This window comes from Bradyrhizobium sp. McL0616 (assembly GCF_049993385.1).
GTDB lineage: Bacteria > Pseudomonadota > Alphaproteobacteria > Rhizobiales > Xanthobacteraceae > Bradyrhizobium.
In genome coordinates this window covers 8,015,001-8,028,353 of sequence record NZ_CP188255.1, presented here as the reverse complement: position 1 = coordinate 8,028,353, position 13,353 = coordinate 8,015,001, and the positions used below count along the sequence as shown (strand labels likewise).

Annotated in this window: 7 protein-coding genes, 2 tRNA genes and 2 rRNA genes (1 of these 11 cut by a window edge); 8 read left to right on the top strand and 3 right to left on the bottom strand. The window is 61.7% G+C overall.

Translation table 11 applies throughout. From position 1 onward, the window contains the following. Positions 1-62 precede the first annotated feature (62 nt). Together metX and metW are read left to right on the top strand one after the other, a co-directional pair. Positions 63-1,265: a homoserine O-acetyltransferase MetX gene (gene metX, locus ACPPVR_RS38750; RefSeq protein WP_426611737.1), complete on the top strand. Its 1,203-nt coding sequence runs from the start codon at positions 63-65 to the stop codon at positions 1,263-1,265. A gap of 15 nt (positions 1,266-1,280) precedes the next feature. Further along, positions 1,281-1,943, top strand: a complete 663-nt coding sequence (metW, locus tag ACPPVR_RS38745) for a methionine biosynthesis protein MetW (protein ID WP_426611736.1) — start codon at positions 1,281-1,283, stop codon at positions 1,941-1,943. A gap of 147 nt (positions 1,944-2,090) precedes the next feature. Here the strand turns inward: metW and ACPPVR_RS38740 are convergent, their stop codons facing one another. Then, positions 2,091-2,954 carry an alpha/beta fold hydrolase gene (locus ACPPVR_RS38740; protein ID WP_426611735.1) on the bottom strand — a complete coding sequence of 288 codons (864 nt, stop codon included), beginning with the start codon at positions 2,952-2,954 and terminating at the stop codon, positions 2,091-2,093. Between the two features lie 213 nt (positions 2,955-3,167). Here ACPPVR_RS38740 and ACPPVR_RS38735 point away from each other — a divergent pair, with 213 nt between their 5' ends. Beyond that, complete coding sequence (locus ACPPVR_RS38735; protein WP_426611734.1) at positions 3,168-3,809, top strand: TIGR02594 family protein; 642 nt, start codon at positions 3,168-3,170, stop codon at positions 3,807-3,809. Between the two features lie 120 nt (positions 3,810-3,929). Here the strand turns inward: ACPPVR_RS38735 and ACPPVR_RS38730 are convergent, their stop codons facing one another. Further along, complete coding sequence (locus ACPPVR_RS38730) at positions 3,930-4,718, bottom strand: MOSC domain-containing protein (RefSeq protein WP_426611733.1); 789 nt, start codon at positions 4,716-4,718, stop codon at positions 3,930-3,932. A 243-nt stretch (positions 4,719-4,961) separates the two neighbouring features. Here ACPPVR_RS38730 and clpB point away from each other — a divergent pair, with 243 nt between their 5' ends. Next, the gene (clpB, locus tag ACPPVR_RS38725; RefSeq protein WP_426611732.1) at positions 4,962-7,601 is read left to right on the top strand and encodes an ATP-dependent chaperone ClpB; all 2,640 of its coding nucleotides are present in this window, start codon (positions 4,962-4,964) and stop codon (positions 7,599-7,601) included. An 86-nt stretch (positions 7,602-7,687) separates the two neighbouring features. Here the strand turns inward: clpB and ACPPVR_RS38720 are convergent, their stop codons facing one another. Further along, positions 7,688-9,751, bottom strand: coding sequence for a peptidoglycan DD-metalloendopeptidase family protein (locus ACPPVR_RS38720; protein WP_426611731.1), 2,064 nt, complete (start codon positions 9,749-9,751; stop codon positions 7,688-7,690). A 979-nt stretch (positions 9,752-10,730) separates the two neighbouring features. Here ACPPVR_RS38720 and ACPPVR_RS38715 point away from each other — a divergent pair. From ACPPVR_RS38715 to ACPPVR_RS38700, 4 genes are all read left to right on the top strand, one after another. Then, a 16S ribosomal RNA gene (locus ACPPVR_RS38715) occupies positions 10,731-12,219 on the top strand. A gap of 187 nt (positions 12,220-12,406) precedes the next feature. Then, positions 12,407-12,483: transfer RNA gene (locus ACPPVR_RS38710), tRNA-Ile, on the top strand. A gap of 33 nt (positions 12,484-12,516) precedes the next feature. After that, positions 12,517-12,592 (top strand) — tRNA-Ala (locus tag ACPPVR_RS38705). Positions 12,593-13,000: 408 nt separating this feature from the next. Beyond that, positions 13,001-13,353: ribosomal RNA gene (locus ACPPVR_RS38700) — 23S ribosomal RNA — on the top strand; it runs 2,520 nt beyond the window's last position. The 16S and 23S rRNA genes sit together here with 2 tRNA genes alongside, the layout of an rRNA operon.

The window sequence follows — 13,353 nt, the reverse complement described above, 5'->3', positions numbered from 1 at the left end:
TTTTGTGGCCTGATGTCAGTAGCGGTCTGAAAGTCCGATCGCAAACAGGACGATGGTCAGAGATGGTTGGCGTCAAGTCGATTCCGAGTCCCGCGATCAGTGCCGACGACCGGTCGCATGAGGTGGATCATCCGAGCTCGCCGGTCGCGCATTTCGGCGCCGATCAGCCGCTGCGGCTCGATTGCGGCATCGATCTCACCCCGTTCCAGATCGCCTACCAGACCTACGGCGAACTCAACGCCGATCGCTCCAACGCGATCATGATCTGCCATGCGCTGACGCTCGACCAGCACGTCGCCAATGTGCATCCGCTGACCGGCAAGCCGGGTTGGTGGGAAATCATGGTCGGCCCCGGCCGCCCGCTCGATACCGAGAAGTATTTCATCATCTGCTCGAACGTGATCGGCGGCTGCATGGGCTCGACCGGCCCGGCCTCGACCAATCCGGCGACCGGCAAGGTGTGGGGACTGGATTTCCCGATCATTACGATCCCCGACATGGTGCGCGCGCAGGCCATGCTGCTCGATCGCCTTGGCATCGACACGTTGCTCTGCGTCGTCGGGGGCTCGATGGGCGGCATGCAGGTGCTGCAATGGACCGCGGCCTATCCGCATCGCGTGTTCTCTGCGCTTCCGACCGCGTGCAGCACGCGCCATTCGGCGCAGAACATCGCGTTCCACGAGCTCGGGCGGCAGGCGGTGATGGCCGATCCGGATTGGCACGGCGGGCGCTATGTCGATCAGGCGACGCATCCGCATCGCGGCCTCGCGGTGGCGCGGATGGCCGGGCATATCACCTATCTCTCGGACGCCGCGCTGCATCGCAAGTTTGGACGGCGCATGCAGGACCGCGAGCTGCCGACCTTCTCATTCGACGCCGACTTCCAGGTCGAGAGCTATTTGCGCTACCAGGGCTCGTCCTTTGTCGAGCGCTTCGACGCCAACACCTATCTCTATCTGACCCGCGCGATGGATTATTTCGACATCGCCGGGGACCATGGCGGCGTGCTGGCAAAGGCGTTCGCTGGCATCCAGACCCGCTTCTGCGTGGTCTCCTTCACCAGCGACTGGCTGTTCCCGACCTCGGAATCGCGCGCGCTGGTGCATGCGCTGAACGCGTCGAGCGCGCGGGTGTCGTTTGCCGAGATCGAGACCGACCGCGGCCACGACGCCTTCCTGCTCGACGTGCCGGAATTCTTCGATATCTCCCGCGCGTTCCTGCAATCGGCCGGCAAGGCGCGCGGGCTCACCGCCAAGAATGACTAACGAGGACGGCTAGCGATGTCTGTACAGGAAGTGCTGCCGCTGGGCGGTGTTGCATCGGAACAGTCCGGTCATTTTCGCGCCGACCATCTGCTGGTCGCCGAGATGGTCAAGCCGGGCTCGAAAGTGCTCGACGTCGGCTGTGGTGACGGCGATCTGCTTCAGCTGCTGGAGACTCGCGGCATCGACGGGCGCGGCATCGAGCTGTCGCGCGAGGGCGTCAACCGCTGCGTGGCCAAAGGCCTCGCGGTGGTGCAAGGCGATGCCGACACCGACCTCGTCAACTATCCCGACGATGCCTTCGACTACGTGATCCTGTCGCAAACGCTGCAGGCGACGCGCCAGCCCAAGGTCGTGCTGGAGAATCTGCTGCGCATCGGCCGGCGCGCGATCGTGTCGTTCCCGAATTTCGGCTTCTGGAAGATGCGGCTCCAGCTGCTGATCGGCGGCCACATGCCGCGCACGGAGAATCTGCCGGCAAGCTGGTACGACACCGCCAACATCCATTTCTGCACCATCAAGGATTTCATCGAGCTCTGCGACGCCATCGGCGTCAAGATGGAGCGCGCCGAAGCGCTCGATCTCTACGGCCGCCCGCTGCGGCTGCGGATGCCGTGGTGGGTTTGGAATCTGTTCGGCGAGCAGGGAGTGTTTCTGCTCACGCGCGGGCAGGGGAAATAGTTTCTCGTCATTGCTCCTCAAGATGAGGAGCTGTGTCTATCCTTCGTCATTGCGAGCGCAGCGAAGCAATCCAGGATCCCTCCGCGGAAAGATTCTGGATTGCTTCGCTGCGCTCACAATAACGGAGTATGTGGTGGCGCCGTCGCTTTAATGCGCCGCCAGCGACCGCGGATCGCGCACGGGCCAGCGCCCCGCTTCCACCAGCGTCACGAACCGCTCCACCGTCGCGTTGAACAGCGCGGGCTCTTCCAGATTGAGCACATGGCCCGACTTCGGGAACATCGCGAGCCCCGCCGCCGGCAGGTGCTTCTTCAGAAACAGGCTCGCCCCGACACACGGATCGTCCTCGTCGCCGCAGATGATCAGCGCCGGCGTGGAGGCCTTCTTGATAGCGTCCGTCAAATTGTAGATCGAGGGGCGGCCGCCCTGGAAGCCGCGCATCGTGTTCGCCGATCCTTTTGAATCATGCCGCGCCAGCGCGGCGTAGAAATCGGCGTGGCCGCGCGGGTCTTTCACCAGGAAGGGAATCCGGCTCGGCGCCTCGCGCGTGACCTTTGCCACCTCGGCGGAGCCGAGCGTCTCGAACTGGTCGGCATTGGCGCGGCACTGCTTGCGCCAGGCGTCGAGAGTCTCGAGCTCGGAGCCTGAGCCGACGCCGGCGAGCGTCATCGACAGCGCACGCCGCGGCGCGTTCAATCCGATCTGGAGCGATGAATAGGCACCCATCGAGAGACCGACGAGATGGGCGCGATCGATCTTGAGATGATCGAGCACGGCGAGCGCGTCGGTGTAGAAATGCGTGTAGCTGTAGACCTCGCCATCAGGCACATCCGACGGCGTGTAGCCGCGTGCCGAATAGGTGATGCAACGGTGGCCGCGCGAAAAATAGCGCATCTGCGGCTCCCAATTGGTGTAGTCGGCTGCGAATTCGTGCAGAAAAATAATCGGCGTTCCCTGACCCGCTTCCTCGAAATAGATGCGGACCTCGTCCCTGGTCGTGGCGTGGGGCATTAACTGTTTCCCTCTCTTCAAGCCGCCTTTGCAGGATCGCAGTTAACGCTGTTGTTCGCAATGCGGCAGCATCGGACCAGCACCGACACAAAATCATCGCAGCTATTCGCCGACGTGGTGTCTTTTTCTCGCCACATCGGGGGGCTTAACGGCCTGATCGATGTCGGCTGTGCACGGGCCGACTGGGAAGTGGGGTGTAACGAAGGATGAAGAATGTTCGAGTTGTTTGCGTCTCGCCTGTCGCGTTGTGTTGTCGCGCTGGCGCTCTTCTTCGCGGCGGTCGCCGTGTTCGTTTCTCCGGCCTCAGCGCGGCCACATCATCGTCATAGCGCCGAGCGGCACGCTTACGTGCATCACGCCAGACATCATCATTATCGCCACCATGCCCGCAGTTCGCGCTTCGAGCGCAGTGCGGCGCAGTTGCAGGCGAGTGGCTTTGCCGACACCCAGGCCAGCTATGATCCGAACGCCAGTGCGAGCGGTGCGAGCATGAGCGGCGGCTTCGGCGGCGGGTCGGGCCTCGTCTCCGAGGCGCGCCGCTATGTCGGTGGCAATCCGACCGGTCGCGGCAGCCTGTGGTGCGCGCGCTTCATGAACATGGTGCTTCAGCATACCGGTCATCAGGGCACCGGCTCCGACATGGCGAGCTCGTTCGCGCGTTACGGCACGCGCGTCTCCGGTCCGCAGGTCGGCGCCATCGCGGTGATGGGGCGGCGCGGCGGCGGCCATGTCGGCATCATCACCGGCATCGACGCCCAGGGAAATCCGATCATGATCTCCGGCAACAACGGCAACCGCGTCCGCGAGGCGCCGATATCGCGCGGCCGGATCTATGCGTATGTGATGCCGAACTGAGGACGCAGCCTCGTCATTACGAGCGAAGCGAAGCAATCCAGAATCCCTCCGCGGAAATAGTCTGGATTGCTTCGTCGCTTCGCTCCTCGCAATGACGGAGGTTGTCGCGCCAGCGACCCGTCACACCAGCGTCGGCTCTTCCACCGCGATCGCGTCACCCACACCGATCTCGCCGTCGGCGATCACCTCGGCATAGATGCCGCAATCCATGTGGCCGAGATTGCGCGAGAGCGTCGGCGGGATTTCGAGATCGCGCGCTGCGGTCTCCGGATCGACGTTGACGGCTGGGCAGCGGACGATGCGCTTGACCACCTTCAGTCGAGCCTGCCCGATCGCGAGTGTCTGGCCGACGCGGTCGAGCTCGGACCAGGCCGGCCAGCCCTTGACGTACAGATTGGCGCGGAAGCGCAGCGGATGCACGGCGGTCCCGCCAAGCATGGTCTCGATGGCGCGGACGCTGTTGAGATTGATGATCGACACGACCTTGCGGGCGACGTCGGAGAAGCTGTGGTCGCGGCCGGACAGCACCTTCGGCGGCCCTTTCAGCTCCGGCTGAAAATTCTCCGTGAAGTAGCCCTCGATGGCGGCGCGCCCGGCGGCGGTCTCGAGATCGCCGCTGGCGACGATCTGGCCGTCCCTGCGGATGGTCAGGCGGTTGGTCGCCTCCTCGAACCGGCTGTCGAGGGAAGCCAGCCGCTCATTGCGCGCCAGCATCAGAAACTGGATTTTTGGTTTCCACTGGGGCTCTTCGGGGTCGAACCCGCTTGGGCCGTTCTCGATGGCGTAGCGGCGGTCGGCGGGCAGGGTCTCGCCTCGCCGCAAGGGAATTCGGGGTAGGGGCTCCGGCGTCAGGCCCTTGATCGGGTAGCGGTAAATGCCGGTGATTTCGGCGGTCTGGCTGGCTGTCATGAGGTTACTTAGGGGATTCGACCGGGCCGCGCCAAGCCGGCCATTTCGCGCACGAATTTGTGATCGCGCCTCTTCCAGTCCGAGGGCACGCTTCCCACATCAGGATCAGGCCGGCGCCAGCGCTGGCTGATAACGACCGCTTGCGGTGTTGAGGATCATCAATGCAGCCGGCGGAAACCCAATGAAGATGCCATTTGGAGTGCCTTAGAGGGCTCCAGGGGCAGGCCGAGGGAAAGAAAAGACATGAACATCGACAAATATACCGAACGCTCCAGGGGCTTCATCCAGTCCGCGCAGTCGCTTGCGGTGCGCGAGGGGCACCAGCAGTTTTCGACCCTGCACCTCCTGAAAGTCCTGCTGGACGACAATGAGGGGCTGGCCGGCGGCCTGATCGACCGCGCCGGCGGCAATTCCCGGGCAATTCTGAAAGCGACCGAGGACGCCCTGAACAAGGTTCCCAAGGTCTCCGGCGGTGGCGCCGGGCAGATCTATCTGGCGCCTGAGCTTGCCCGCACCTTCGACGCCGCCGAAAAGGCCGGCGAGAAGGCCGGCGACAGCTTTGTCACCGTCGAGCGGCTGCTGCTCGGCCTCGCGCTGGAAAAGAACAGCGACGCCGGCGCGATCCTGAGCAAGGCCGGTGTGAGCCCGCAAAACCTCAATGCGGCGATCGAGGCGCTGCGCAAGGGCCGCACCGCGGACTCCGCGACCGCCGAGAACGCCTATGACGCGCTGAAGAAATACGCCCGCGACCTGACCCAGGCTGCGCGCGACGGCAAGCTCGATCCGGTCATCGGCCGCGACGAAGAGATCCGCCGCACGATTCAAGTGCTGTCGCGCCGGACCAAGAACAATCCTGTCCTGATCGGCGAGCCCGGCGTCGGCAAGACGGCCATCGCCGAGGGCCTTGCGCTGCGCATCGTTAATGGCGACGTGCCGGAAAGCCTCAAAGACAAGAAGCTGCTCTCGCTCGACCTTGGCGCGCTGATTGCGGGTGCAAAATACCGCGGTGAATTCGAGGAGCGGCTGAAGGCCGTGTTGCAGGAGGTAACTTCTGCCGAAGGCGGTATCATCCTGTTCATCGACGAGATGCACACGCTGATCGGCGCCGGCAAGGCCGACGGCGCGATGGACGCGTCCAACCTGCTCAAGCCGGCGCTTGCGCGCGGCGAATTGCATTGCGTTGGCGCGACCACGCTCGACGAGTACCGGAAGCATGTCGAGAAGGATGCGGCGCTGGCGCGGCGGTTCCAGCCGATCTTCGTCAGCGAGCCCTCGGTCGAGGACACCATCTCGATCCTGCGCGGGCTGAAAGACAAGTACGAGCAGCACCATGGCGTGCGGATCACCGATTCCGCGCTTGTAGCGGCCACGACGCTGTCCAACCGCTACATCACTGACCGCTTCCTGCCGGACAAGGCGATCGACCTCATGGACGAGGCCGCCGCGCGGTTGAAGATGCAGGTCGATTCCAAGCCGGAGGAACTCGATTCGATGGATCGGGAAATCATCCGGCTGAAGATCGAACAGGAAGCGTTGAAGAAGGAAACCGATCTCGGCTCCAAGTCCCGTCTCCAGACGCTGGAAAAGGAGCTTGCCGACCTCGAGGACAAGTCGGCGGCGCTGACGACGCGCTGGAGCGCGGAGAAGAACAAGCTCTCCGACGCCCAGAAGCTGAAGGCGGAGCTCGATGGCTTGCGTGTCGATCTCGCCAATGCCCAGCGGCGCGGCGAATTCCAGCGCGCCGGCGAGCTGGCCTATGGCCGGATCCCGGAGCTCGAGAAGCAGCTTGCGGACATCGAGGCGCGTGAGGGCTCCGGCGAGATGATGGAGGAGGCGGTCACCGCCAACCACATCGCGCAGGTGGTCTCGCGCTGGACCGGCGTGCCCGTCGACAAGATGCTGGAAGGCGAGAAAGAGAAGCTCCTGAAGATGGAGGAGCAGCTCGGCACCCGTGTCGTCGGACAGGCTGAGGCCGTGCGTGCGGTCGCGACCGCCGTGCGCCGCTCGCGCGCAGGCCTCCAGGACCCGAACCGGCCGATGGGCTCGTTCATGTTCCTGGGGCCCACCGGCGTCGGCAAGACCGAGCTGACCAAAGCCTTGGCGGAGTACCTCTTCAACGACGAGACCGCGATGGTCCGCCTCGACATGTCCGAATACATGGAGAAGCATTCGGTCTCGCGGCTGATCGGCGCGCCTCCGGGTTATGTCGGCTATGACGAGGGCGGCGCACTGACCGAGGCGGTGCGGCGCCGGCCTTACCAGGTGGTGCTGTTCGACGAAGTCGAGAAGGCGCATCCGGATGTGTTCAACGTCCTGTTGCAGGTGCTCGACGATGGTCGCCTGACCGATGGTCAGGGCCGTACCGTCGATTTCCGCAATACGCTGATCATCATGACATCGAACCTCGGTTCGGAGTTTCTGGTGAATCAACCGGAAGGCGAAGACACGTCAGCCGTGCGCGAGCAGGTGATGGGAATGGTGCGGATGCATTTCAGGCCGGAGTTCCTGAACCGCGTCGACGAGATCATCCTGTTCCATCGTCTCCAGAAGAGCGAGATGGGCCGGATCGTCGAGATCCAGTTCGCACGGCTCGAGAAGCTGCTGACCGATCGCAAGATCGTGCTGACGCTGGATGGCAAGGCGCGCGACTGGCTCGCGGAAAAGGGCTGGGATCCCGCCTACGGCGCAAGGCCGCTGAAGCGGGTGATCCAGCGCTACGTCCAGGATCCGCTCGCCGCGATGATCCTCGGCGGCGACGTCAGGGACGGCGATACGGTTGCGATCTCGTCCGAGGGCAACGTGCTGACCTTCAACGGCAAGTCGCCGCAGACCGCGGAAATCGCGCAGTTCGAGGCGCCAGTGTCAAAGCGCAAGCTCAACTGAACGTAGAGCTAACTGCAAAACGAAAAACGCCCCGGGAGGTCATGCCTCTCCGGGGCGTTTCTTTCAACGTCGTCTGATCTGAGAAACTACCGGTTGGTGACCTGCAACGGCCCGCCGGTCGCGTCCGACATGCGGGCGATGGCGCCATTGCGGCCGCTCATCATGCCGTCGAGGCGGTCGCGCTCCTTCTCGAAGCCCGTCAGCATCGGGCCTTCCAGCGAGCGGCCGCGCGGCAGTTTCACGCGCATCGGATCGACGAAGCGGCCATTGACCAGGATTTCGTAATGGACGTGGGGGCCGGTCGACTGGCCGGTCGAGCCGACGAAGCCGATCACCTGGCCCTGCCGCACCTTCTTGCCCGGCTCCATGCCCTTGGCGAAGGCCGACATGTGGCCGTACGCGGTCTCGTAGCCGTTGTTGTGCTTGATGCGGACGTACTTGCCGTAGCCGCCTTCGAGCTGGGCCTTCTCGATCACGCCGTTGCCGGCGGCGAAGATCGGCGTGCCGTAGGCGGTGGCCCAATCGACGCCGGTGTGCATCTTCACATAGCCGAGGATCGGATGGCGGCGGCCGCCGAAGCCGGAGCGCATGATGGCGCTGTTGACGGGCTTCCTGACCAGGAATTTTTTCGCGCTCTTGCCGGTCTCGTCATAGTAGTCGACGACGCCGTCATCGGGGCTCTGGTAGCGATAATATTTCTTGGTCTCACCGCCGACCGTGAGCGACGCGAACAGAACGTCGTTCTTTTCGGTCGCCGTCACGCCTTCGTCCTCGCCGGCGTAGAACACGTCGAAGGAATCGCCCGGCTGCACCTTGCGCTGGAAATCGACGTCGTAGGAGTAGATCTTGATCATGTCGTCGATGACCGGCATCGGCACTTTGTTGCGCATCGCGGTCTCGTAAATGCTCTGGTAGAGCCGCACGCCGGTGCCGTCGTCATCGTCATCATCGTCGCTGTTGGCGTTTGCCGTGGCATCAGCGACGGTGTTCATGCTGGAGACGTCGACCGCGACGTATTTGCCGAGATCGGACAATGCCGCGATTGCCTCGACCATGGTGTCGTTGGCGACGACGACGCGGTAGGGCTGGAGCCGGGCGCCGGGGCTTGAGGGCGCCATCAGGATGCGAAGCTTTTCGCCGTCCTTCAGGCCGCCGTCGCGGCCGCGCGGCCCGAGCGTCGCGACGATCGCCTTGATCTCGTCCGGCGTGGCGCCGAGATCGCGCAGCACGGAGGAGACCGAGTCGCCCTTCTTGACGACGTGAACGCGCTCGCCATTGGGATTGCCGCCGGTGATCTGCTCCTTGGTCTTGGGCAGCAGCGTGACGTTTTCCGGCACCACGCGCGTCTCGAAGCCGGCATAGGGATCGGACGGCGACACTTCGGTGGCATAGGCCATCTTGATGTCGGACGGGCCGGTCGCGCCGGAGACGTCGGCTGCGGCATTGGCGAGCGATGCGTAACGCACCCCGCCATTGCCGCGCCAATTGGCGGCATCGCGCACCCGCATCAGGATGTCGTCGAGCGCCACCACGGCGGAAATCTTGGCCTTCGGCAGCACCGGCGACAGGTCCTTGGTGACGAAGGAGACCTCGGCGTCGGGCTCGACGGCTTCGGGATTGTTGGGATCGTCGGCGGCGGCCTTCGGGTCGGAGCCGACATCGGTGAGCAGGCGCTGCGCGTTGAACGGCGGAATCTTCGCCGACAGGTCGCTCGTCGTCATCGACAAATTGCCGGCAATCCGGATGAAGGGACGCACGCGCATCACGTCGCGGTTGCCGACGCGGGCCACGGTGGAAACGCGCATAATGTTGCGCGAGGCCGTGGATTCATTGGGCGGCGGCAGGCGGTCGCTCTTGTGCAGCGTGGCGGCGCGATCGGCCGCGCCAAACGCACCGCGCAGCGCGCCCTCGACCCGTTCCGGCACCTTGGCGAAGGTCATTTCGCCGTCCAGAGATGCGAAAACGGCGCCGCCGATCAAGGCTGCGCCGCAGAGTCCGGTCAGAATTGTGCCGCTGAACCATTGCACCGAGACGCGACGGCGGTCGATGACGGCGGCTTCCGAACCATCGACGGACAGCGGCGGCTCGTGGCCGAGATCGATGATCCCGGTCTCACGCCCGTAAGCGCCGCGTGACGTCCTGTGGTTCAACCCAAGTCCCCCAATCAACGACCCGAAATGCCTTGTCTCGCGCTCCTCCCTGGTCGCCCTCTTGAAGGGGGATCGCGGGAAAAGCCATGCCGCATAGGCGTTCGCGCTTCAGAAGGCCCGATGGAGGGCCCGGCCGAAATTACGAACAGCTAAGCGGGTAAAGGTCTCTCGATGTCTCTCGAATGTCCAAGGAAGGCCGCGTCATCGTCAGATCGCCTTCCTGTGACCCCATCAAAATCGCCGGCAGCCCCCACTGGCATCCAACGATTCAAGCTTGTCTCTTATCAGAACGCCGCGGGATTGTGGCTCTAGTACGGCGCCCAATATGGAAAAAGTTTCCTGAACGGGCCGGCGCCTGGGCCCTGTCGTGAGGGGCGCCAGAAGCCGCTTCCGGAGCCCCCTCAGACCCAAACTTTTTTTGGATTTTTTCACCGCCCAGGTTCGGTCCGCGCGCCACCGCCCTCTCTAACCCACTGTAAACACGTTAATTTTTTCAACAATCCACCGTGCGACGATTTGTTGACAATGGCCGTTGACAATCCCGAGCGGGGGAGCCTATAACCCGACCACTGAGCGCGGCGCCGCCGGGTCACTGACCAAGGCGAGCGAACGCGCCACTGATGCTCCTCACCTTGTTGAGTGACACAACAGTCGACGTAAGTCGATTGGAGTTCATTCATCGCCGGTAAGGGTGTCGGAACCCTTCCACTCTGGAAGGTTGGGGCCACATGGTCCCGGGCTGTTTGACAAGTGAAGATGAAGAAAGAGAAACGTGGACGGCGGAGTCCTTGCGGGTCTCGCATTTGAAGAGCTTCGGCTTTTCGGATCGGGACCGGACGAAAGACTTCGGCGGTACACGTTTTAAGGTTACACCATCGTTGCCAGCGATGTGAATCGCGGGCAGCTCGTCGACTTCGGTCGGCGGAAAATGGTGGGACCTCGTCAAAACGTTGTGATCAGCCGGTTCAAAGTTCAAGTCCAACTTGAGAGTTTGATCCTGGCTCAGAGCGAACGCTGGCGGCAGGCTTAACACATGCAAGTCGAGCGGGCGCAGCAATGCGTCAGCGGCAGACGGGTGAGTAACGCGTGGGAACATACCTCTTGGTTCGGAACAACACAGGGAAACTTGTGCTAATACCGGATAAGCCCTTACGGGGAAAGATTTATCGCCGAGAGATTGGCCCGCGTCTGATTAGCTAGTTGGTAGGGTAATGGCCTACCAAGGCGACGATCAGTAGCTGGTCTGAGAGGATGATCAGCCACATTGGGACTGAGACACGGCCCAAACTCCTACGGGAGGCAGCAGTGGGGAATATTGGACAATGGGGGCAACCCTGATCCAGCCATGCCGCGTGAGTGATGAAGGCCCTAGGGTTGTAAAGCTCTTTTGTGCGGGAAGATAATGACGGTACCGCAAGAATAAGCCCCGGCTAACTTCGTGCCAGCAGCCGCGGTAATACGAAGGGGGCTAGCGTTGCTCGGAATCACTGGGCGTAAAGGGTGCGTAGGCGGGTTTTTAAGTCAGGGGTGAAATCCTGGAGCTCAACTCCAGAACTGCCTTTGATACTGAAGATCTTGAGTCCGGGAGAGGTGAGTGGAACTGCGAGTGTAGAGGTGAAATTCGTAGATATTCGCAAGAACACCAGTGGCGAAGGCGGCTCACTGGCCCGGTACTGACGCTGAGGCACGAAAGCGTGGGGAGCAAACAGGATTAGATACCCTGGTAGTCCACGCCGTAAACGATGAATGCCAGCCGTTAGTGGGTTTACTCACTAGTGGCGCAGCTAACGCTTTAAGCATTCCGCCTGGGGAGTACGGTCGCAAGATTAAAACTCAAAGGAATTGACGGGGGCCCGCACAAGCGGTGGAGCATGTGGTTTAATTCGACGCAACGCGCAGAACCTTACCAGCCCTTGACATGTCCAGGACCGGTCGCAGAGATGTGACCTTCTCTTCGGAGCCTGGAACACAGGTGCTGCATGGCTGTCGTCAGCTCGTGTCGTGAGATGTTGGGTTAAGTCCCGCAACGAGCGCAACCCCCGTCCTTAGTTGCTACCATTTAGTTGAGCACTCTAAGGAGACTGCCGGTGATAAGCCGCGAGGAAGGTGGGGATGACGTCAAGTCCTCATGGCCCTTACGGGCTGGGCTACACACGTGCTACAATGGCGGTGACAATGGGACGCTAAGGGGCAACCCTTCGCAAATCTCAAAAAGCCGTCTCAGTTCGGATTGGGCTCTGCAACTCGAGCCCATGAAGTTGGAATCGCTAGTAATCGTGGATCAGCACGCCACGGTGAATACGTTCCCGGGCCTTGTACACACCGCCCGTCACACCATGGGAGTTGGTTTTACCTGAAGGTAGTGCGCTAACCCGCAAGGGAGGCAGCTAACCACGGTAGGGTCAGCGACTGGGGTGAAGTCGTAACAAGGTAGCCGTAGGGGAACCTGCGGCTGGATCACCTCCTTTCTAAGGATGGTTCTTCAGAAGCTTGCTTCTATCGAACCGTTTTAGAAACATCAGTGGCCAACGGTCGTCAGGATCGTTGAGCTGCATTGGCGGGATTTCGCCGTCTACGTTTCTCTTTCTTCGCGGACGAACACGCGCTGGGGCTGCAACCTTGCAGATCCCTGGTCCTTGACTGGATATGCGTTAGGGGCTTGTAGCTCAGTTGGTTAGAGCGCGCGCTTGATAAGCGTGAGGTCGGAAGTTCAAGTCTTCCCAGGCCCACCACACTCATCGAGTGAGCATTCGTCTTCTGGTTACGGGGCCATAGCTCAGCTGGGAGAGCGCGTGCTTTGCAAGCATGAGGTCGTCGGTTCGATCCCGTCTGGCTCCACCAGATGGTTTGATTGCCGGCGCAGCTTGCACCAAAATCGTCCGCGAAACATCACTTCGCACTTGCTAGTCCGGATGGACAGTGAGCTGCGTGTTTTCTGACATTGTAAAGAGGAGATCGATCCGAGTTGGATCGTGCAGAGAATATCTGCGCGGTACTCCATTATCTCCGGATCATTTCGGCGCTTGCGCGCCTTTCAAAGGCAGCCCTCGGGTTGCTTCTGAGAGACGAGCAAGTTGTAAATGATCCTTTTAGCGAAGCTTGACCGCCTCGCTATCGGAACGATCTTACGAAGCAAGCTGGTCTTTCTAATCATTGTCCGGCTGCAGATAGCGTTCATCGAGGGCGCGTGCCGCAAGGTAATTCTGCAGACAACATTCTGCCGAGTGTGTGGACATTGATAATGAGAGCAATCAAGTGCCTTAAGGGTGTTCGGTGGATGCCTTGGCGCTGAGAGGCGATGAAGGACGTGCTACGCTGCGATAAGCCGTGGGGAGCTGCGAAGAAGCTTTGATCCATGGATTTCCGAATGGGGAAACCCACCTTCGATAGCCGGAACTCCAAGACCTTTGTCGAAAGACATCGGTGTGGGGTTCGATCAGATAATGTGAGAAGCCAGACCTTTAGATTTCGATCGAAGAGGTTTTGGATTTCCGGTTATCAAGAGAAGGTATGAGACTTCTGAATACATAGGAGGTTTCAAGCAAACCCAGGGAACTGAAACATCTAAGTACCTGGAGGAAAGGACATCAACAGAGACTCCG